Origin of the sequence: Aurantibrevibacter litoralis (genome assembly GCF_034651555.1) — a bacterium.
In the GTDB taxonomy this organism is placed as follows: Bacteria; Bacteroidota; Bacteroidia; order Flavobacteriales; family Flavobacteriaceae; genus Aurantibrevibacter; species Aurantibrevibacter litoralis.
Map to the genome: position 1 here is coordinate 114,062 of NZ_JAYEEQ010000001.1, position 19,958 is coordinate 134,019.

At 39.8% G+C, this 19,958-nt stretch carries 18 protein-coding genes; 8 read left to right on the forward strand and 10 right to left on the reverse strand.

The window, feature by feature from the left end; translation table 11 throughout:
* The first annotated feature begins 47 nt into the window (after positions 1 to 47).
* The 3 genes from U1E44_RS00515 (at position 48) to U1E44_RS00525 (ending at position 2,244) form a co-directional block, all read left to right on the forward strand.
* Positions 48 to 842 carry a hypothetical protein gene (locus tag U1E44_RS00515; protein ID WP_322928909.1) on the forward strand — a complete coding sequence of 265 codons (795 nt, stop codon included), beginning with the start codon at positions 48 to 50 and terminating at the stop codon, positions 840 to 842.
* Positions 842 to 1,258, forward strand: coding sequence for a hypothetical protein (locus U1E44_RS00520; protein WP_322928910.1), 417 nt, complete (start codon positions 842 to 844; stop codon positions 1,256 to 1,258). The genes U1E44_RS00515 and U1E44_RS00520 overlap by 1 nt, the downstream gene beginning before the upstream one ends.
* A gap of 158 nt (positions 1,259 to 1,416) precedes the next feature.
* The gene (locus tag U1E44_RS00525) at positions 1,417 to 2,244 is read left to right on the forward strand and encodes a M23 family metallopeptidase (protein WP_322928911.1); all 828 of its coding nucleotides are present in this window, start codon (positions 1,417 to 1,419) and stop codon (positions 2,242 to 2,244) included.
* Positions 2,245 to 2,255: 11 nt separating this feature from the next.
* Here the strand turns inward: U1E44_RS00525 and frr are convergent, their stop codons facing one another.
* Entirely contained in the window at positions 2,256 to 2,810 is a 555-nt protein-coding gene (frr, locus tag U1E44_RS00530; protein WP_322928912.1) for a ribosome recycling factor, read from the reverse strand.
* 39 nt (positions 2,811 to 2,849) lie between these two features.
* Positions 2,850 to 3,557, reverse strand: coding sequence for a UMP kinase (gene pyrH, locus U1E44_RS00535; RefSeq protein WP_323673827.1), 708 nt, complete (start codon positions 3,555 to 3,557; stop codon positions 2,850 to 2,852).
* Positions 3,558 to 3,821: 264 nt separating this feature from the next.
* On the opposite strand from pyrH, the gene U1E44_RS00540 reads away from it, so the two are divergent.
* Positions 3,822 to 5,693: a M61 family metallopeptidase gene (locus U1E44_RS00540; protein WP_463669039.1), complete on the forward strand. Its 1,872-nt coding sequence runs from the start codon at positions 3,822 to 3,824 to the stop codon at positions 5,691 to 5,693.
* Between the two features lie 74 nt (positions 5,694 to 5,767).
* On the opposite strand, the gene tsf is transcribed toward U1E44_RS00540, so the two are convergent.
* The 6 genes from tsf to U1E44_RS00570 all read right to left on the reverse strand — a co-directional run bounded on the left by tsf (position 5,768) and on the right by U1E44_RS00570 (position 11,940).
* A complete protein-coding gene (gene tsf / locus U1E44_RS00545) occupies positions 5,768 to 6,592 on the reverse strand; it encodes a translation elongation factor Ts (RefSeq protein ID WP_322928917.1) in 825 nt (274 codons plus the stop codon).
* Between the two features lie 90 nt (positions 6,593 to 6,682).
* Positions 6,683 to 7,717 (reverse strand): 30S ribosomal protein S2, encoded by a 1,035-nt coding sequence (rpsB, locus tag U1E44_RS00550; protein WP_322928918.1) that lies wholly within the window; start codon positions 7,715 to 7,717, stop codon positions 6,683 to 6,685.
* Between the two features lie 239 nt (positions 7,718 to 7,956).
* Positions 7,957 to 8,343: a 30S ribosomal protein S9 gene (rpsI, locus tag U1E44_RS00555; protein ID WP_322928919.1), complete on the reverse strand. Its 387-nt coding sequence runs from the start codon at positions 8,341 to 8,343 to the stop codon at positions 7,957 to 7,959.
* Complete coding sequence (gene rplM, locus U1E44_RS00560) at positions 8,343 to 8,798, reverse strand: 50S ribosomal protein L13 (RefSeq protein ID WP_322928920.1); 456 nt, start codon at positions 8,796 to 8,798, stop codon at positions 8,343 to 8,345. Before rplM ends, rpsI begins: the two co-directional genes overlap by 1 nt.
* A 152-nt stretch (positions 8,799 to 8,950) precedes the next feature.
* Positions 8,951 to 11,779, reverse strand: a complete 2,829-nt coding sequence (gene polA / locus U1E44_RS00565) for a DNA polymerase I (RefSeq protein ID WP_322928921.1) — start codon at positions 11,777 to 11,779, stop codon at positions 8,951 to 8,953.
* Complete coding sequence (locus U1E44_RS00570; RefSeq protein ID WP_322928923.1) at positions 11,749 to 11,940, reverse strand: hypothetical protein; 192 nt, start codon at positions 11,938 to 11,940, stop codon at positions 11,749 to 11,751. The genes polA and U1E44_RS00570 overlap by 31 nt, the downstream gene beginning before the upstream one ends.
* A gap of 176 nt (positions 11,941 to 12,116) precedes the next feature.
* Here U1E44_RS00570 and U1E44_RS00575 point away from each other — a divergent pair, with 176 nt between their 5' ends.
* Positions 12,117 to 12,962, forward strand: coding sequence for a glycosyltransferase family 2 protein (locus tag U1E44_RS00575; RefSeq protein WP_322928924.1), 846 nt, complete (start codon positions 12,117 to 12,119; stop codon positions 12,960 to 12,962).
* Between the two features lie 111 nt (positions 12,963 to 13,073).
* Here U1E44_RS00575 and U1E44_RS00580 read toward each other — a convergent pair whose 3' ends face one another.
* Entirely contained in the window at positions 13,074 to 14,063 is a 990-nt protein-coding gene (locus U1E44_RS00580; protein WP_322928925.1) for an isoaspartyl peptidase/L-asparaginase family protein, read from the reverse strand.
* A 41-nt stretch (positions 14,064 to 14,104) separates the two neighbouring features.
* On the opposite strand from U1E44_RS00580, the gene U1E44_RS00585 reads away from it, so the two are divergent.
* From U1E44_RS00585 to U1E44_RS00595, 3 genes are all read left to right on the forward strand, one after another.
* Positions 14,105 to 14,827 (forward strand): copper homeostasis protein CutC, encoded by a 723-nt coding sequence (locus U1E44_RS00585; protein WP_322928926.1) that lies wholly within the window; start codon positions 14,105 to 14,107, stop codon positions 14,825 to 14,827.
* Between the two features lie 54 nt (positions 14,828 to 14,881).
* Positions 14,882 to 16,111, forward strand: a complete 1,230-nt coding sequence (locus U1E44_RS00590; protein ID WP_322928927.1) for a metallophosphoesterase — start codon at positions 14,882 to 14,884, stop codon at positions 16,109 to 16,111.
* A gap of 91 nt (positions 16,112 to 16,202) precedes the next feature.
* Complete coding sequence (locus U1E44_RS00595; protein ID WP_322928928.1) at positions 16,203 to 16,499, forward strand: thioredoxin family protein; 297 nt, start codon at positions 16,203 to 16,205, stop codon at positions 16,497 to 16,499.
* A gap of 28 nt (positions 16,500 to 16,527) precedes the next feature.
* Here U1E44_RS00595 and U1E44_RS00600 read toward each other — a convergent pair whose 3' ends face one another.
* Entirely contained in the window at positions 16,528 to 19,854 is a 3,327-nt protein-coding gene (locus U1E44_RS00600; protein WP_322928929.1) for a glycosyltransferase family 117 protein, read from the reverse strand.
* Positions 19,855 to 19,958 lie beyond the last annotated feature (104 nt).

A 19,958-nucleotide genomic window follows, 5' to 3' on the forward strand; every position in this document is an offset into this window, starting at 1 on the left:
AGTAATCCGTTTCAAATCAAAATAAGGGGAATCAATTTGGTTAGGTTGTGGTGGGCGAAGGCCATTTCCTGCCTGCTTTAAAAGATGATGATGCAGGGACGCAGAAAGGAAGCGATTTTGGCAAGGACGACATTGTAATCTGCCCCGATGGCACCCTATTGATACCCATAAAACCGGTGGTACAGCCCGTAAAGATCATAAACGAGCTAAAGGGTAAGGAACTCTGTATCCATAACAAGATGGAGAACACAAAGAACAATTATATTGCGGGGGTAATGAGCAATTTCAAGGGAAACTCGGTTTTCGACATCAAGATTGTTTCTGTGCCCACTTTATCAGATAATGAAAACGGTAAAACTACTCACGTTTCTAACAGCAAAACCATATTAATACAGATAAATTCCTCAAAGGCCAACGGTAAACCTGGGCTATCTTTGGCAAAGACCATTCTACATGAATATATTCATGCACGGATGGTTAGTATGTTGGGCACTAAATTAGTACCCACGGCACCTGATGCGGTAAAATTCCGTAACACCTATGATTCTTACGAGAAAACGGAGTTTGAGCCAACGCCCGCACACCAGACCATGGCAGATTTATATGTAAACTCCATGGCCGAAGGATTGGCATCCTTCCATAAGAATGAACTCAAAGAAGACTATAACAAATACAAATCCGCTTTTGGAGAATTTCCTAGCTTCGACTTCTATAAGGCGTTGGCTTGGGAAGGCCTATCCAACCAAGGCGTAACCGCCTGGACAAACCTCCCGGAGTCTGAAAGAAAAAAATTCACGACATTGCAAGCCCGTACAGGTATGTTGACTAACCTATGTAACTAATGAAAAAACTGGTTTTATCGCTCTTGATCTTTTCTATGTACTTTGTTACCAGCGCACAGAAGATAAATGTTGCAAAAGTGCAAAAAGATACATTAATGTTCAGCTATGATAAGGAAATATTGCTTCCCAGTGAATATAACGCTGGCGAATTTATCATTATGCCATATTCTGGAAAAACGAATGGCATTTCCTTAAGTATTATCAAAATCCACCATAGTTTAAAGATTCGTAAATTAATAACTCTAAAGGATTTTTTAAAGCATGTGATTACCATGGAAGAGTCCAAGCCTGGTTTTGCCGCTGGCCCTGTAGAGAAGATAATTAGTAGAATGAGTGCCAATGTGGTGATCCTTGTTCTAGGCTGTGGCAAAGACAGGATTTTTATGGAAATGGAGGTTTCGCAATGGATATTCTAATAAAACATCAGCAACTAATATAATGCTTGGTTTAACACCGAAATGAGATAAAACAAAAAGCACTTGCAAACCATAAGGCACCCGTTCATGCCCGGATGGCACCCTGTTGATACCCATAAAACCGATGGTACAGCCCGTAAAGATTATAAATGAGCTATATGGTAAGACAAATTTTTCTTTTAGTTTTAATCCTCTGGACTGTTGCTTTTTTTCGAGCGTATTGTCAGGTTAAGGTTAGAGTTTATCCTAAACAGGTAGAAGATGGATTTCAAATTTACAGTGACAATTATGAAGACTATCCTGTAACGATTCAAATTGTCTTTCAATTGGAAAACCTAAGTCGGTTAGATGAAAATAATTATTTTGTAGTGCCAGAATATAGCAGTCGTATTGGATTATGTGGATTAAAAACGATAGATTCCACTAAAAATTCAAATGTCCAACTTACCTATCGCACTCAAATTGGAAATTCCTTTTTAACCGAATTTGATAAAGATTTTGAATATTACCTGCCTTTTGAAAAGGGAAAGGTTTTTGAACTTTTTCAAGGTTACAATGGTAGTGAATCCCATATAGGAATTTTAGCGTTAGATTTTACTATGCCATTGGGTACAAAAATACATGCTGCAAGGGGTGGAAAAGTTGTTAAGGTGGTTGACGGAAATAATATCACCTGCGAAGAAGAAGAATGTACAAAATATAATAATTATGTAGTTATTATGCATTCAGATGGCACCTTTGCAGAGTATCACCACATAAAAATGAATGGCTCTAAAGTGAAAGTAGGGGAAATGGTTGAAATTGGTCAACTTATAGCTGAGAGTGGTAATGTAGGATATTCCAAAGGACCTCATCTTCATTTTGCTGTTTATTTACAAAAATTTGACCACAAGGAAACAGTTTCAACAAAGTTTAGAACCGGTAGAAATGGAGACAAAATAAAAGAATTGGTACCCGGTGGGCGGTACTCGAGAAACTATGAATAATTTAATGTTGATTACACCTTCATAATCTCCGCTTCTTTTACCGCAAGAATAGAATCTATTTTTTTAATATAAGTATCGGTTAGGGTTTGCACATCGGCTTCTGCTTTCTTTTGCAAATCTTCAGAGATTTCTAAACTGCGCAATTCTTTATTGGCCTCTTGCCGCGCACTTCGTACCCCAATCTTGGCATCTTCGGATTCTGCTTTGGCCTGTTTCACCAAATCCTTGCGGCGTTCTTCGGTGAGTGGTGGCACATTTATGATAATATTTTCTCCATTATTCATGGGATTAAAACCCAAATTGGCGTTCATAATCGCTTTTTCAATTTCATGAAGCATGTTTTTTTCCCATGGCTGCACGGATAAGGTACGGGCGTCGGGTGTATTTATGTTTGCTATTTGGTGCAAGGGTGTAAGAGAACCATAATATTCTACCATAACACCCGATAGCATAATAGGGCTGGCTTTGCCCGCTCTAATTTTTACAAAAGCTTTTTCTAAATGCGCCAAAGCATCATCCATACCTTCTTGGGTAGTGTCTAGAATAAATTTAATATCTTCATCCATAACGTAAATCTTCTATAAGCAATTTTATAAGCTACAAAACTAAATATTTACAACGGTTCCTATATTTTCACCGGCAATAATTTTGAGCAAGTTGCCTTTTTTGTTCATGTCGAAAACCACAATAGGAAGTTCGTTTTCCTGACTCAATGTAAAGGCTGTGGTATCCATCACTTTAAGCCCTTTAGATAGAACTTCTTTAAAAGAAAGGGTCTCAAATTTTGTGGCTGTCTTGTCTTTTTCCGGATCCGAGGTGTAAATGCCATCTACTCGGGTACCTTTTAAAATCACGTTGGCCTCAATTTCTATAGCGCGAAGCACCGCTGCCGAATCGGTCGTGAAATATGGATTTCCTGTACCCCCACCAAAAATTACTACCCGTCCTTTTTCTAAATGACGTATGGCACGTCTGCGAATAAAGGGCTCTGCCACCTCATTTATTTTTATAGCGCTTTGTAACCGGGTCTGAACACCTTTAAGTTCCAACGCACTTTGTAAGGCCAGTCCGTTTATTACGGTAGCCAACATGCCCATATGATCGCCTTGCACCCGATCCATACCATTACTGGCTCCGGATACCCCTCTAAAAATATTGCCGCCCCCAATAACAATAGCTACTTCAATGCCTTGGTCTACAACTTCCTTTATTTCATCGGCATATTCGGCCAATCGCTTGGGGTCAATGCCGTATTGTCTATCGCCCATAAGGGCTTCTCCGCTAAGTTTTAAAAGGATTCGTTTGTATCGCATCATCAATGGTTAAATCTCAACAAAAATAATCAAAATAATTTACGAAAGCCTATAAGTAGGCATTAACAGAGGTTGCTATAGAATACATGATTTTTTTAAGGTAAGAAAAGAGGTTGTGATGGTTATTTCTAGAATTAAACTGTAAAAATTTAATCAATATGGTGATTAGGTTCATTTATTTTTATAATCTTGTGTGGCATGATTTTTTCGATCTTTGGAAAGATCAGAGAGGTAAAATACTACGTAAAAGTAAAAATAGAGGTGATGAAAAAATTTGTGTTTTTAGCGGTAATAGGGATCCTGTTTATAGGCTGTGGAAGTTCAAAAGTTTTGATACCTCAGGGCAACGCACCCGTCGTGGTTCATTTAGATTTGGTAAATGTGGTAGATGATCAAGTGATGGTTACAGTAGATCCGGGCCAATTGGTTGAGGACGCCATAGCGTTCTATATTCCGAAAACAGTACCGGGCACCTATAGCACGGATAATTACGGCCAGTATATTGAAGGTTTTAAAGCCTATGACTACAAGGGTTCTGAACTTTCGGTATCTCAATTAGATCCTAATACATGGCGTATTTCTGATGCCAAAAAGTTGGACAAGGTGACCTATTATGTGAACGATACCTACGATACGGAATTACGTGTAGCAGAGAAGGTGTTCTCTCCGGCGGGCACTAATATTCTTGAAGGTAAAAACTTTATGTTAAATCTGCATGGCTTTGTGGGGTATTTTTCCGGCCTAGAGGAAACTCCCTATACCTTGCAAATTACCAAACCTGTGAATTTAAAGGCGACCACTTCGTTGCAGAGAAAGACTGCGACTGCCGAGAATAACAGTATAGACGTCTTTGAAGCCAAACGTTATTTTGAAGTTACCGATAGTCCTATTATGTATGCCAAGGCACCTTCAGTTTCATTTCAGATCAAAGATATCGAAGTTTCTATAAGTGTATATTCTCCAAATAATACGGTTACCGCAATGAGCTTAAAGGATAAAATGGAGAAAATGATGACGGCACAAAAGGCATTTTTAGGTGATATTAACAGCACTAAGGAATACAATATTCTCTTGTATTTATCTACGCTAGAAGAGGATGATGCTACAGGCTTTGGAGCATTAGAGCATCATACTTCTACCGTGGTGGTACTTCCGGAACAAATGCCCAAAGAAGAATTGGAAGAGGCCATGGTCGATGTGGTCTCACACGAATTTTTTCACACGTTAACGCCATTAAATGTACACTCCAAGGAAATTCAATATTTCAATTTTAACGATCCAAAAATGTCCCAGCACTTATGGATGTATGAAGGCGTTACCGAATATTTCGCTAATCTTTTTCAAATTCAACAAGGATTAATCGATAAAACGGAGTTTTACGAACGCATTATGGGTAAAATGCAGAATGCGCAACGTTACGATGATACCATGTCTTTTACAGTGATGAGCAAAAACATATTAAGCACTCCTTACAAGGAGAATTACGCAAATGTCTACGAAAAGGGAACTTTAATTGGGATGGTGTTAGACCTCATCTTGCTTGAATCGAGTAAAGGGGAACTTAGTTTATTAGGGTTGATGAAAGAATTGTCAAAAAAATATGATGAATATACTCCTTTTGACGATGATGCTCTGATAGATGAAATTGTGTCGATGACGTTTCCGGAAGTACGAGATTTTTTCGATACTCATGTCATAGGAACAACTCCGATAGCCTATGAGACGTATTTGGAAAAAGTAGGACTCGCCATAGCGCAAATAGAACAAGAAACGGGTTATTTTTTAGATGGCAATATGCCATTTATTGATGTGGATGTAGCTAATGGGAATACCATTTTTATTCGGGAGGGTATCGCGCTAAACAGCTTCTTTTTAGATTTGGGAGCCCAAGGAGGTGATCGTATTAAAACTATTGATGGAAAGGCTATAAATTTAGAGGCAATTAGACCTATAATTGGAGAAAGTTTTAGCTGGACGGCCGATAGGGATATTGAAATTGTGGTAGAAAGGGATGACAATGAAATTACCCTACACGGTAAGGTAGGGGCACCTACCGTAGAAAGGGCTACGATTATAGAATCGGAGCAAGACAACAATCCACAGGTACAATTGCGCAACCTCTGGCTAAAACAATAAACTATAATATCGGGTAAAAAAAATCCGCGTTTTTCTATGAAAAACGCGGATTTTTTATACATTAATTTTAATATCTAGCCCAAGGCAACTCTTTCAAACGCAATTACCTTTAAGGTTGCGTCTAGTGTACTTACATATTGTGCAACACTTAATTTGCTGTCTTTAATGAAATCTTGGTTTACCAAGGTATTATCTTTAAAAAAGCGATTTAATTTTCCCTTGGCAATAGAATCTAACATGGCCTCCGGTTTTCCTTCTTGGCGCAACATGTCTTTAGCGATCTCTATTTCCTTATCAATAATGGATTGGTCTACAGCGCTTTCATCTAATGCTACTGGATTCATGGCTGCGGCTTGCATTGCCACATCTTTGGCAACTACTTCTGCACCGCTTAGTGAGGCCGAAAGGCCTACCAATGTAGCTATTCTATTACCGGCATGAATATAAGAACCCACCAAAGGAGCAGAAAGTTTTTTAAAACTTCCAATTTCTATTTTCTCTCCTATCACTCCCGTCTGCTCTATGAGTTTTTCCTGTACGGAAATTCCATTAAAATCTGCGGCAAGAAAGGCATCCTTAGTTTCAAATTGCAATGCAAGTTCGGCCAAGGCGTTGGCTAAGCTCACAAAACTTTCGTTTTTTGCCACAAAGTCCGTTTCACAGTTCAAAGAAATTACTACCCCAGAAGTCTGGTTGGCATTTACTTTGGCGATGGCTGCACCTTCGGAAGATTCTCGATCCGAACGATTAGCGGCTACCTTTTGTCCTTTTTTTCGCAGTAATTCAATTGCTTTTTCAAAATCTCCATCGGCTTCAACCAATGCTTTCTTGCAATCCATCATGCCTGCGCCTGTTGTTTGTCGTAACTTGTTTACGTCGGCTGCTGTTATATTTGCCATTTTTAGTTTCGTTTTAATAATGTTTTTCCGTAATTGGGCAAAAACAATCTTAATTAATAGTAATGTGTACTGTTGTTTTTTAAGGTATCGCTATTCAATTCCGCCTTTCACACTCTCCTGCCACGCTTTTAATTCATCCCATTTACCTTCGGCAGCCATTTTTGACTGTTTAGGCCATGAACCGGGATTTTTAGAGGCATAATTAGCACCACCTTCTGTAAGAATGTCCTTTAAATCATCTTCTGTTTTACCGGCCAAGTCTTCAAAGGTTAGTATTCCGGCTTCATTGAATAATTCTGCAATTTTTGGACCAATACCTTCTATTAAGGTAAGGTCGTCCGCTTTTTTAGCATCCGCTGCTGCTGCCGCTTTTACAGGGGCAGATTTAGTTTGGGATGCACCACTTTCTGCATCTCCTTCCGATTGCTTTTCAGATTTGCGCTCGGTAAGGCCTTCTATTACGGCATTTTGTACATGCGTAAGTATGGCTTCAATGGACTTAGAAGCATCGTCGTTTGAAGGAATGATATAGTCAATAGGGCGCGGATCAGAATTGGTATCTACCATAGCGAAAACCGGAATATTGAGTTTTAAAGCCTCCTTTACAGCAATGTGTTCCCGCATGGTGTCTACTACAAAAATAGCGGCAGGAAGTCGCGTCATTTCCGAGATAGAACCAAGGTTTTTTTCTAATTTAGCTCGTAAACGGTCTACTTGTAAACGTTCTTTTTTAGAGAGGGTGTTAAACGTACCGTCTTTTTTCATCCGGTCTATAGAGGCCATTTTCTTTACGGCTTTTCGGATCGTAACAAAATTGGTTAACATGCCGCCCGGCCATCTTTCCGTAATGTACGGCATATTCATTTTCGCTGCCTTTTCCGCCACGATATCTTTGGCCTGTTTTTTTGTAGCTACAAAAAGTACTTTTCTGCCAGAAGCTGCAATTTTCTTTAAGGCTTCATTGGCCTCTTCTAATTTGGCTACGGTTTTGTAGAGATTGATCACGTGGATTCCGTTGCGCTCCATGTAGATATAGGGCGCCATATTAGGATTCCATTTTCTGGTGAGGTGGCCAAAATGTACACCTGCGTCTAATAATTCTTTAATTTCAATGTTACTTGCCATGTGTTATACTTAGTTTACGTTCTTTTGAATTAGCAATGCCAAAGTGGTATACCGTTGTATAGCCTTTTGCATTTAGATGCTAAACTAATTTTAGCCTAAAAAAATTCGAAGAAATGATTTTTTTTAGGTTTTAATTGATCCCATAAGCGGGATATTCCAAGGAACTTTGTTAAAAAAAATGAATATAAATTGTTAACAAACATATACCGCTACCTTCTTACTACAGGTAAAGCTCGATATTAACGTTTGGAGAACTGGAATTTTTTACGGGCTTTCTTTTGTCCGAATTTCTTACGCTCTACCATTCGGGGATCTCTAGTTAAGAGGCCTTCGGGCTTCAAGATACTGCGATTTTCAACGTCAAGTTCGCACAATGCTCTAGAAATGGCAAGACGAATAGCTTCTGCTTGTCCGGTAATACCACCTCCAAATACATTTACTTTAACGTCAAAATTAGCTTCGTTATTCGTGAGTGTAAAGGGTTGTTTTACTTTGTATTGAAGGGTAGAAGTAGGAAAATAATCCTTCAATTCCCTTTTATTAATGGTAATTATTCCATTTCCTTGAGACAGATATACTCTAGCAACTGCTGTTTTTCTTCTCCCGATTTTGTGGGTTATCTCCATTACTTAAGATCGTTTAAGTTAATTGCACTTGGTTTCTGCGCTTCTTGATTGTGGGCCGAACCTACATAAACTTTTAAATTTCTGAAGATTTCTGCGCCTAATTTGTTCTTTGGAAGCATTCCTTTTATCGATTTTTCGACGATGCGCTCCGGATGTTTTGCCGCAATTTCTTTGGCTGTTGCAGACCGTTGACCCCCCGGATAGCCGGTATGGCGAATATAGGTTTTGGTTTCCCACTTGTCGCCAGATAGATTTATTTTTTCTGCGTTGATCACAATAACGTTGTCACCGCAATCTACATGTGGCGTAAAATTGGGTTTGTATTTTCCTCTAAGCAATTTTGCAACCTTAGAAGCAAGACGACCTAATATTTCTCCTTCTGCATCTACCACCAACCATTGTTTATCAACGGTGGCTTTATTGGCCGAAATAGTCTTATAACTTAATGTATCCACACTACTTTATTTAATGATTTTATACTTCAATCTCGTTTAACGGGCTGCAAATGTACATTAATTAACTTGAAATGCAAATGGTTGTTTCCGATTATTTTAGTTTTTTTAACGAAGAGCCTTTCTCTCTTTTATAAGGTCATGTATGCGATGTTCTAATGTGCTTCTAACCAGTTTTCACCTACACCTAATTCTACATCTAAGGGAACGTTAAGACGGTACGCATTTTCCATTTCATTTTTTATCAACTTTTTCAAGGAGTCTAACTCTGGCTTGTAGGCGTCGAACACTAATTCATCATGTACCTGTAAGAGCATTTTGGAGTTGTAGTTGTCCTCGCTAAGTTTTTGGTGAATACGAATCATGGCTATTTTTATAATATCGGCTGCACTACCTTGTATGGGTGCATTCACCGCATTGCGCTCTGCAGCACCCCGCACAACCGCATTGCCGGAATTGATGTCGCGCAAGTACCTACGACGACCAAGAACCGTTTGCACATACCCATGTTCACGGGCAAAGTCTATTTGCGATTGTATGTAATTTCGCAATTTCGGATAGGTTTTGTAGTAGGTATCTATTAGTTCTTTAGATTCGGCTCGTGAAAGATTCGTTTGGTTGCTTAAACCAAAGGCGGAAACGCCATAAATGATACCAAAATTGATTGTCTTTGCATTACCACGTTGTTCACGTGTTACTTCGGTTAAGGGTACATTAAATACTTTTGAGGCTGTAGAGGCGTGAATATCCTCCCCATTCTTAAAGGCTTCAATCATGGTGTGTTCTTCACTTAATGCAGCTATAATTCGCAATTCTATTTGCGAGTAATCTGCGGCTAGGAGTACATGGTTTTCGTCTCTTGGAATAAAAGCCTTTCGTACCTCACGGCCTCTTTCTGTACGTATAGGGATATTTTGCAGGTTCGGATTATTACTGCTTAAACGTCCCGTGGCAGCCACAGTTTGCATATAGTCGGTATGTACCCTACCGGTGCTGGGCTCTATTTGTTCTGGAAGGGCATCTACATAGGTGCTTTTTAGTTTGGCTAACCCTCTGTAATCTAATATATCTTGTATAATTTGATGGTCTTTGGCCAGATACGATAGCACTTCCTCTGCAGTAGAATATTGCCCCGTTTTTGTCTTCTTAGGTTTTTCTATCAATTTTAATTTATCAAATAATATTTCGCCCAATTGTTTGGGAGATCCTATATTGAAGGTTTCCCCGGCGGCTTCAAAAACTTTTGATTCCAGTGCTTTTATATCTTCATCTAATTTTTTGGAAAGGGAATTTAAAAAACCCTTATTGAGGTTAATTCCCTCTAATTCCATTTCGGCCAATACATGCAGTAAGGGAATTTCTAGCGTAAGAAATAGGTCTTCTATGTTGGCTTCAACAAGTTCCGGTCTAAAGTGTTGGGCGAGTTGAAAGGTAATATCGGCGTCTTCAACGGCATACTCGGTTTGTTGATCTAAGGGTACATCCCTCATGGATAATTGATGTTTGCCTTTTTTTCCAATGAGATCGGAAATAGGAATGGGGGTATAATTTAAATAGGTTTCTGCCAAAACATCCATATTGTGCCGCATATCAGGGTTAATGAGGTAATGGGCTATCATCGTATCAAAGCAAGCACCTTTTATACGAATATTGTATTTTCGTAATACTTTAATATCGTATTTTAAATTCTGGCCAATTTTTTCGATCTGTTCCGATTCAAAAAATGGACGTAACTGCTCAATAATCTCTTGTGCCGCTTCTTTTTCTTCCGGAATAGGAATATAAAAGCCCTTGTGGGCTTCCCAGCTAAAGGCAATGCCTACAAGGGTTGCTTCGAGCGGGTTTAGGGAGGTGGTTTCCGTGTCAAAACATACCGAAGGTTGCTTTAGTAGGTTTTGTACAAATAGCTTCATGGCTAGGCCGGGAAGTATGCTTTGGTATACATGAGGGATGTCCGAGATCGTTTTTCTGCCCGATACGGCAACCGGCATTTCCGAAGCTTCCGATGTGCCAAACAACGAAAATTGTCCGCCGCCCGCTTCCCGAGCTTCTTTTTTCTCGCTGGGGGTAGTAACCGCTTCGGAACCGGATGGGTTCGATGCTGAAAATAGAGAAAGAAATTGTTCTTTTAAACGGCGAAATTCCAGCTCTTCAAAAATATGCTGCACCTTTTCCGCATCGGGCACGGATAGTTCATAATCCGTAGCGTTAAAAGTAACGTCGCAGGTAACACAAATGGTGGCTAATTTTTTGGAAAGGAGCCCTAATTCTGCGTTCGCTTCAATTTTTTCACGCATTTTTCCGGAAAGTTTGTCGGTATTGGCCAATAAATTTTCCATGCTTCCAAAATCGGCGATAAATTTCTTCGCCGTTTTGTCGCCTACCCCGGGCAGACCGGGAATATTGTCGCTGGCATCGCCCATCATGCCTAAATAGTCTATCACTTGTTCCGGTCGTTCTACTCCAAATCGATTTTGTACTTCCGGAATACCCCATATTTCGATACCGTTGCCCATTCTGGCCGGACGGTACATAAAAATGTTCTCGGAGACCAACTGTCCAAAATCCTTGTCCGGGGTTACCATAAAAACCTTAAAACCTTCTTTCTCGGCTTGTTTGGCCAAGGTGCCAATAATATCGTCGGCTTCCAAACCGGACAACTCTACCACAGGAATATGCATGGCTCTTAAGATATTTTGGATATACGGAACGGCTATTCGAATGGCATCTGGGGTTTCATCTCTATTGGCTTTGTAATCGGCGAACATTTCGGTTCGCTCCGCACTGCCGTCTTTGTCAAAACAGACGGCCAAATGATCGGGTTTTTCCCTTTTTATAACGTCAAAGAGCGAATTTACAAAACCGAGTATGGCAGAAGTATCCATGCCTTTGGAATTTACTCTTGGGTTTTTTATAAGGGCATAATACCCTCTAAAAATTAGCGCATAGGCATCTAATAGAAAAAGTCGTTTTTGATCGGCCATTTTTTTACAGATTGATTGGTTTCAAAGGTACTAAGATAATCGGGTACGTCGAATAAGGTTTTTAAAAGTTGCATAAATGTAAGGATTTTTGTTTGTGTTCCTTCTGCTGTAATTGGGGCGTGCAATGGATGATTTTTTCCGTAGGAAGCGTATTTAGCCATACTGCGTCACTCTTTTTTGTTCCTAACAAAATCCTTCTTTACATGAACAATTGAAGCAGATTACAATGTTGTTCTACCCATGAATAGGGTATGCATAACGTTAAGGTTTCGTTTATTTCATAAAAAGATAAACTGCTATTTTATGAAAGGAGTGGGTTGGCAAATAATTTTGTTTTATGAAGAATGAACAACCAACCCTTTCTGTTATTCTGAGTACGTACAATGCCGAAGATTGGCTAGAGAAAGCCCTTTGGGGGTATCAGAACCAATCTTTTAAAGATTTTGAAATTGTTATTGCTGATGATGGTTCTAGCGCAAAAACTAAAATGCTGTTGCAACGTATGCAATTGGAAGTATTCTTTCCTATAATTCATATTTGGCAGCCGGACGAAGGCTTTCAAAAGACACGGATTCTTAATAAGGCTATTGCCGCATGCCGTGCGGATTATATTGTAATGAGTGATGGTGATTGTATTCCGCGAAAGGATTTCTTGGAAGTGCACTATACCCACAGACAGCAGGGATATTTTCTTTCGGGGGGCTATTTTAAACTGCCGAAAAGGATTTCCGAGGAAATTGATAAAGAACATATTCTAAAAGGAAAGTGTTTTAAAAAGCTATGGTTGGAAAAACGAGGATTAGCGTCTTCCATAAAAACCTTGAAACTGCAAAAGAATAAGGAGATTGCTCATTTTTTAAATAGTGTTACCACCTCAAAAGCTTCATGGAATGGTCACAACGCATCGGGTTGGAAAAGCGATATCTTCAGTGTAAACGGATTTGATGAGCGTATGCAATACGGAGGCGAAGACCGGGAGCTCGGCGAGCGTCTTTTTAATCTCGGTATTAAATCGAAACAAATTCGGTTTAGTGCGGTCTGTGTGCATTTACATCATCAACGCAGCTATAAAACAAAGGAATCCATAGAAAAAAATAAAGCGATTCGTAAAAACACCAAAAAACAAAAGGTAGTTTGGACACCCTATGGAATTGCAAAAGAAACCGCAACAAAGAGTGCCTAAGATCAGAAAAGATATATTAAAGTAGTTATGCCGAAGGAATCCTTTTACGAATTTCTATCGTACATGTTCAGTTCAAGATCAACCTAGGCAATTGTTCTAAAAAGGCAATTATTACAAGTACGAACCCGAAGGAATATTACGATGGCCTTCCTCAGAAAACTTGCGATAGCTAAATCCCGGTTGAATGCAGTAAGCTCCTGTTTCCCCGTTTTTGTTCAGTGCAATAAAGCCTATTTGAAAATCAGTTCGGTCTTTGTTTTTTGCCATAATCCGCTTTACACCTTCTTCGCAGGCCTCTTGTGGGGTTTTGCCTTGACGCATAAGTTCTACAATAAGAAAACTACCTACGGTACGCACCACTTCCTCTCCAACACCGGTAGCCGTAGCGCCACCTACCTCATTGTCTACAAAGAGTCCGGCTCCAATAATAGGCGAATCCCCAATACGACCACCTATTTTATATGCCATGCCACTAGTGGTGCAGGCTCCGGCCATATCGCCATTCTCGTCGATGGCTAGCATGCCTATGGTATCATGGTTTTCTATGTTGATAATGGGCTTATACTCCGCTGTTTTTTTCCATTCTATGAACTCTAGTTCCGATTTTTTGGTAAGCAAATTTACTTTTTCAAACCCATTTTCATAGGCAAATTGTTCGGCACCGGCACCGGCCAACATCACATGTGGGGTATCTTCCATGACTTTGCGTGCCACCGAAATAGGATGCGCAATATGTTGCAGGTAGAGAACCGCACCGCAATTGCCGTCTTTGTCCATAATACAGGCATCTAAAGTCACTTTTCCATCTCTATCCGGTCTACCACCTTTGCCCACGGTTTGGTTATTTTCGTCGGCTTCTTCTACCATTACGCCTTGTTCTACGGCGTCTAGGGCATTCCCCTTATTTTGGAGCACTTCCCAGGCTTTTGAGGTGGCATTATGAAAATCCCAAGTGCAAATTACAATGGGTTTAACTGCTTTTATAGCTGTTGCAGGGGTCGTTTTGCTATTGGTTTCTGTTTGGCATGAACTTAAAATAGGAGCAGCCATTAAGGCAGCAGAACCGGTAGCGGAATTTTTTAGGAACTTTCTTCGTTTCATGGGTTAAGGATGCTTATTTTAGTTGGCTAAATATAGCTAAAATGTTAGTAGAAGTGTGTGCCAATTCTTTAGAATCTGCCCTGAATGCGCAAAAAGCAGGTGCCGACAGAATTGAAATTTGTACAGAATTAGGTGTAGGTGGCATCACCCCGTCCTCTGGACTGCTACAGCAAATAAAAGCACACATTTCCATTCCTGTGCATGTGCTTATTCGTCCCCGAAGTGGAGATTTTACATATAGCGACACGGAGTTCAATACCATGAAAGCGGATATTGAGCACTGCAAGGCGCTGGGTTTTAACGGTATTGTTTCTGGAATCTTACATGCAGATTTTACCTTAGACGCAGAAAGGACCAAGGCCTTATTAGCACTATCGCATCCGTTGCAATTTACCTTTCACCGCGCTTTTGATTGGCTGAAAGATCCGTTGGAAACCATGTTGCAATTAGAAACCATGGGCGTGCATACCTTGTTGACCTCCGGACAGGCTGCATCCTGCGTTCAGGGTATGGAATTACTTTGCAAACTGGAAGAAAGGGCAAAAAAGATAACCATTATGCCCGGCGGAGGCATTAACCCAGAAAATGCCCTGTCATTTAAGGAAAAAGGATTTAAGGCCATTCATTTATCCGGCACGCGTTTTAAAGCTACCTTATCATCTACGCCACAAATTAGTATGAACTCTATAGCACATCTGCGGGAGAACGCAGTAGCAGTTACCCAAAGGGAAATAATCCAGAATGTTCTTAGCTCCGTTAAATAAAGGCTAAAGCACAAGGTGGCTATGAGGAATGAAATATCTTTGTAAAAAAACAAAATGCTTCGTTGGATTTTCTTTGTGGTGATATATCTTTTGTTGAGTTTGTATAGCTTACAAGCCTTAAAAACGGTCAGTAGATTTCCCTATGTATACTATATTTTTAGCGCACTTGCCCTATTGGTATTGGGCAATTTTGTGTATCAATTTACGTTTGGGGACGATCCTGGAAGGGTGTTGAATAGGCCTAAGAGCTATGCATTTGGGTTTTTGTTGACGATGCTCACCTTTATGCTCATTACCATTGTGTTCCTTTTTTCTGAAGACCTATTTAGGCTCATTTCGGGGAGTTACCAAAAACTTTTTGGAACAGCAAAGGAATTTACTGTGCCGGCACGCAGAAGGTTTCTCAGCCTATTGGCTATGGGGATAGCTGCCGTGCCTTTTGGCGCATTGCTTTACGGGATGTATAAGGGGAAGTACAACTATAAAGTACTAAAATATGAATTAGAATTTGAGGATCTTCCGGATGCCTTTCATGGATATCAAATCACACAAATATCAGATATTCACAGTGGTAGTTTTGATGATTCGGAGAAAGTAGCCTATGCCGTAGATTTGGTAAATCAACAAAAAAGCGATCTCCTTTTATTTACCGGAGATATGGTAAACAACAAGGCCGAAGAAATGGTGCCTTGGAAAAGTCTTTTTGCTACCCTTGAAGCTAAGGATGGTAAATTTGCGGTACTGGGAAACCATGATTACGGCGATTATGTACCATGGGATACAGTGGCGGAAAAGGAGCAAAATTTGGAAGATCTAAAGGCAATACAGCGCGAAATGGGTTTCGACTTGCTGCTCAATGAAAGTCGGTTTTTGCAAAAGGGCGAGGATAGAATTGCATTGGTAGGGGTAGAAAATTGGGGCAAAGGTGGTTTTAAAAAGGCAGGCGATTTAAAACGGGCGGCCAAGTCGGTTGCTAAAGATGATTTTAAGATTTTAATGAGTCATGATCCGTCTCATTGGGAGGCTCAAGTCATACACGACGAGTATCATTATCACCTCACCCTTAGTGGACATACGCACGGCATGCAGTTTGGAATAGAAATTCCGGGCTGGATAAAGTGGAGTCCGGTAAAATGGCGGTATACGCATTGGGCCGGAATCTATAAAGAAATGGGCCAATATATTAATGTAAATAGAGGTTTTGGGTTTTTGGGCTATCCGGGAAGAGTAGGTATATGGCCCGAAATTTCAGTGATCACCTTAAAAAAGAAGCCCTTGGTTTAATTTTGAACCTATAAATGAAGCGAAAAGTTAGGGTATCGTTCCTATTTTAGCATTTTTTAGTACATTTGATCGGTAACACAATGCGATATATATGTCTAAATTTGGTGAACTCATAGATGTAAATGTGCCCGTACTGCTAGATTTCTATGCAGAATGGAACGAGCAAGCGACCGCAATGCATCCGGTGTTAAGGGATGTGGCTGCAGCCTTAGGAGATAAAGGCAAGGTGATAAAAATAGATGTCGATAAAAATAAGGAGTTAGCACAGGCACTTCGAGTTAAAGGTTTGCCTACCCTTATGATCTATAAAAAGGGGGAGATGGTTTGGCGCCAAAGCGGGGAACAAGACGCCAATACGCTAATAGGCATCTTAAACGAATACACCTAATCCAGAAAAAAATCAATACTTCGTACCTTTACTGAAGCGGTATTGCGGTACTGTCTTCAATTGTAAGTGTAGGCTCGTCTACATCTATGGTGTCTAGCATGTCCGGATTTTCGTCCCAGTCGCTATCTTCTCGTAAAAGACTGTCTTTGTAAAAATGCTGAAATTTATCTATAAATTCGTTAAAGATCAAGGTTTCCCTTTCTGCCAATTCTCGATCTTTATTGCGGATTAAAATATCGATATTCCGTTGGTACGCTTCCATATCTGCAATGATATCGCCCATTTGTTCATACTGTTCATTTAAGGGCACACCGGCGTAATAGCTTAATCGCTCTTGATATTTCGTCTTAAGCTTCTCAAAAAGGTTTCGGGCTTTTTCTGTTTCGCCTACCTTATAATATCCGTCTAAAAAGGGCTCTACAAAGGCATAATAATAAAAATAATCTACCGGAATATTTTCCATAGCTATGGTAATTATATCGCGGGCCTTATCTATTTTTTCCTCCTCTATCAGGGTTTCCATCAATCGTGCTAAATTTCCTCTGTACGAAAGTCCTTGAATTCTTGTTTGGGGGTCATGATATATTTCGGAACTTCCGGAGTTGCCCCAATCCCAATTTTTAACAATGTCATACATTAAATCACTATCTATTCGCCCCATTTCATACGAACTTCTGTTGGTAGTTTTTATGGGTACTAATTTGTAGACGAGTCCTTCTAACTGTAGGTAATCTTTCATCCAAATATATTCGGCGCTATCAAAACTTCCTCCAGAAAAGTAGATGGGACGTTTCCAGTCGTTGTTGGCCAGAATATCTAACATCAATATCCTGTTTTTGGTAAGGGCGCTTTGGGGAAGATCAATATCTATGTAATCTACAATGAGTGCCGAATCTTTTTCTTTTACCAAACCATTTTTTAATACATTTTCCTTGTTTACCGGAACCCGAATTTTATTTGTGGGGTAATACACTACGTCCAGATTGCTCTCTGAATAACCTGAAAGGTCTCCGCCTTGTTGCTGAATAAGGTGCTTTATCTTTGTCTGTGGTTTGTCGCTGGCTACCCAGTTCATAAAATCTTGTATGTTCCATCGGTTCTCCGTTAGTCCTTGGTGATAAATTACATCACGGCTTCCGTATCGGTAAAGGTCATGGGTTAATTGGGACGGAATAGGATCACTCTCGTAGGCCTTAGTTTTCATTTGGTCTATGTACCAATCAGTAGCAAAAAGACTGGTATTTATGATTCTAACATCGGTGCGGTAGTTTTCAATTTCCTGCATGTACCAGAGCGGAAAGGTGTCGTTATCGCCTATGGTAAACAAAAGGGAACCTACATCTTTTTGCGTGGAATCTAAATATGCCTTGGCCATTGATTTTGTTGTAAACCGATTAGATCTGTCGTGGTCGTCCCAATTTTGGTAGGCCATTACAACGGGTACGGCTAAAAGGCACAAAAGGGTAACTGCCGGAGCTAAAATTTTGGGTGAAATTAATTTTTTGAATTCATCAAAAAGTCCGTAGACCCCAAGACCGATCCAAATGGCAAAAATGTAAAAGGCACCTACTAAAGAATAATCCCTTTCTCGAGGTTGAAAAATGGCAGGATTGGTGTAAAACTGTATGGCAATTCCGGTAAACATAAAGAATACAAACAATACCCAAAATTGCTTCGGGTTTTTGGTGATTTGAAAAAGCAAACCAATAATCCCTAAAATTAGAGGTAAAAAGAAATAGGTATTCCTGCCTTTATTGTCTTTGATGTCACTTGGAAGGTTTTTTTGGCTTCCAAGGCGTAAACTGTCTATAAAATCAATTCCGCTAAGCCAATTGCCGTTTTTGTTGTATCTACCTTGCAGATCATCCTGTTTGCCTACAAAATTCCACATAAAATACCGCCAAAACATATAACCAAACTGAAACTGGAACATATATTTTACGTTTTGCCAAATGGTAGGAGGTTCAACTTCAATATAGGAGCTAAACTCTCGTAAAAAGCGAATGTATTGTTGTTCATCGATCTCGCCGTTAGCATACCCCGTTTTTATTTGCACAATAGCTTGTCGCAACTCCTCATTAGGTTGTTTCATTTTAAAATCGAGGGGGCCAAAAAACTTCATATAATTTTCTGCATTTTGTTCGCTCCACATACGGGGCAGTATGCCTACGTGTTTTTCGTTGGGCCCGGGTAATGCATCCTTGTAGTGGTTTACAATAATATATTTTCTTGATTTTTCATCTTTTTCGTATTTTGGTTTATCGTCTCTTTCAGGTCCGGATGCCGCAAAAGTGTCCGAATAATAGGTGCCGTAAACTGGGCTGTCTACACCGGGATATTGTTCCCTATTGTAATATGCCAAGAGTGATCTTGCATCAGACGGGTCATTTTCATTAATGACCACATTGGCGTTTGCTCGTATGGGCAACATGAACCAGGTAGAAAACCCCAAGAACAAGAACAATCCGCAGAGCACAATGGTGTTAGCGGTTCTAAAGTTATTTTTCCGCGTATACCGTAATCCCAAATAAAAAGATAAAATAAAAATGATTCCAATGATGGCGGTACCCGAATTAAACGGTAATCCTAATTGGTTTACAAAGAAAACCTCACCCCAACCAAAAAATTTGAGTACGTAGGTCAATGAAAATTTATATACTAGCATTAAAACAGCTACCACTAAAACATTGGCAAGCAAAAAGTTTTTAACGGTTGTGGTTTTGTATTTTTTAAAATAAAACAGTAAACCAATGGAGGGTATAGCCAAAAATCCCATGAACTGGATACCAAAAGTTAGACCTATAATAAAGAAAATAAGAACTAACCATTTATGACCTCTAGGGTCTTCCAGATTATCAGTCCATTTTAATCCCATCCACAATAATAAAGCCATAATAAAACTGGCCATAGCATAAACTTCGGTCTCTACGGCGTTGAACCAAAAGCTGTCAGAATACGTAAAGGCCAAAGCACCTACTAGCCCACTTCCAAAAACGGCAATGGCTTTACTATTGGTAAGAATGCCTTCATTTGCGATTAGCTTTTTGGTGAGGTTGGTAAGCGTCCAAAACATAAAAAGGATGGTAAGCGCGCTGGAAACTCCAGAGACGTAATTTACCATGAGCGCCACCTTATCTACATCGGGAGCAAACATGGCAAAAAAAGCACCAATCATTTGCAATAAGGGTGCTCCTGGCGGATGGCCTACTTGCAATTTAGCCGAAGTTGCAATGTATTCTCCCGCATCCCAAAAACTTGTGGTAGGTTCTACCGTAATGCCATAAGTTATAAGGGCTACAAAAAAAACAAACCATCCTAGGATAGTGTTCCATTTCTCAAAGTTTGTTGCAAACATGCCTAATTTATTTGTCCGAAGGGCGAATTTACTAATTATAATAGAAATGGATATAAATATTTCGCAAACCTTTAACTTCGGTCTTGTATTGATTTTTAATTATT

Excerpts from the sequence above, each read along its gene's own strand:
- polA (WP_322928921.1), bottom strand. The coding sequence starts at position 11,779 with ATGGCCGATCAAAAACGACTTTTTCTATTAGATGCCTATGCGCTAATT.
- U1E44_RS00585 (WP_322928926.1), top strand. The coding sequence starts at position 14,105 with ATGTTAGTAGAAGTGTGTGCCAATTCTTTAGAATCTGCCCTGAATGCG.
- U1E44_RS00540 (WP_463669039.1), top strand. The coding sequence starts at position 3,822 with ATGAAAAAATTTGTGTTTTTAGCGGTAATAGGGATCCTGTTTATAGGC.
- U1E44_RS00525 (WP_322928911.1), top strand. The coding sequence starts at position 1,417 with ATGGTAAGACAAATTTTTCTTTTAGTTTTAATCCTCTGGACTGTTGCT.
- rpsI (WP_322928919.1), bottom strand. The coding sequence starts at position 8,343 with ATGGAGATAACCCACAAAATCGGGAGAAGAAAAACAGCAGTTGCTAGA.
- rpsB (WP_322928918.1), bottom strand. The coding sequence starts at position 7,717 with ATGGCAAGTAACATTGAAATTAAAGAATTATTAGACGCAGGTGTACAT.
- U1E44_RS00600 (WP_322928929.1), bottom strand. The coding sequence starts at position 19,854 with ATGTTTGCAACAAACTTTGAGAAATGGAACACTATCCTAGGATGGTTT.
- tsf (WP_322928917.1), bottom strand. The coding sequence starts at position 6,592 with ATGGCAAATATAACAGCAGCCGACGTAAACAAGTTACGACAAACAACA.
- frr (WP_322928912.1), bottom strand. The coding sequence starts at position 2,810 with ATGGATGAAGATATTAAATTTATTCTAGACACTACCCAAGAAGGTATG.
- U1E44_RS00520 (WP_322928910.1), top strand. The coding sequence starts at position 842 with ATGAAAAAACTGGTTTTATCGCTCTTGATCTTTTCTATGTACTTTGTT.
- U1E44_RS00570 (WP_322928923.1), bottom strand. The coding sequence starts at position 11,940 with ATGGCTAAATACGCTTCCTACGGAAAAAATCATCCATTGCACGCCCCA.
- U1E44_RS00575 (WP_322928924.1), top strand. The coding sequence starts at position 12,117 with ATGAAGAATGAACAACCAACCCTTTCTGTTATTCTGAGTACGTACAAT.
- U1E44_RS00580 (WP_322928925.1), bottom strand. The coding sequence starts at position 14,063 with ATGAAACGAAGAAAGTTCCTAAAAAATTCCGCTACCGGTTCTGCTGCC.
- U1E44_RS00590 (WP_322928927.1), top strand. The coding sequence starts at position 14,882 with ATGCTTCGTTGGATTTTCTTTGTGGTGATATATCTTTTGTTGAGTTTG.
- U1E44_RS00595 (WP_322928928.1), top strand. The coding sequence starts at position 16,203 with ATGTCTAAATTTGGTGAACTCATAGATGTAAATGTGCCCGTACTGCTA.
- pyrH (WP_323673827.1), bottom strand. The coding sequence starts at position 3,557 with ATGCGATACAAACGAATCCTTTTAAAACTTAGCGGAGAAGCCCTTATG.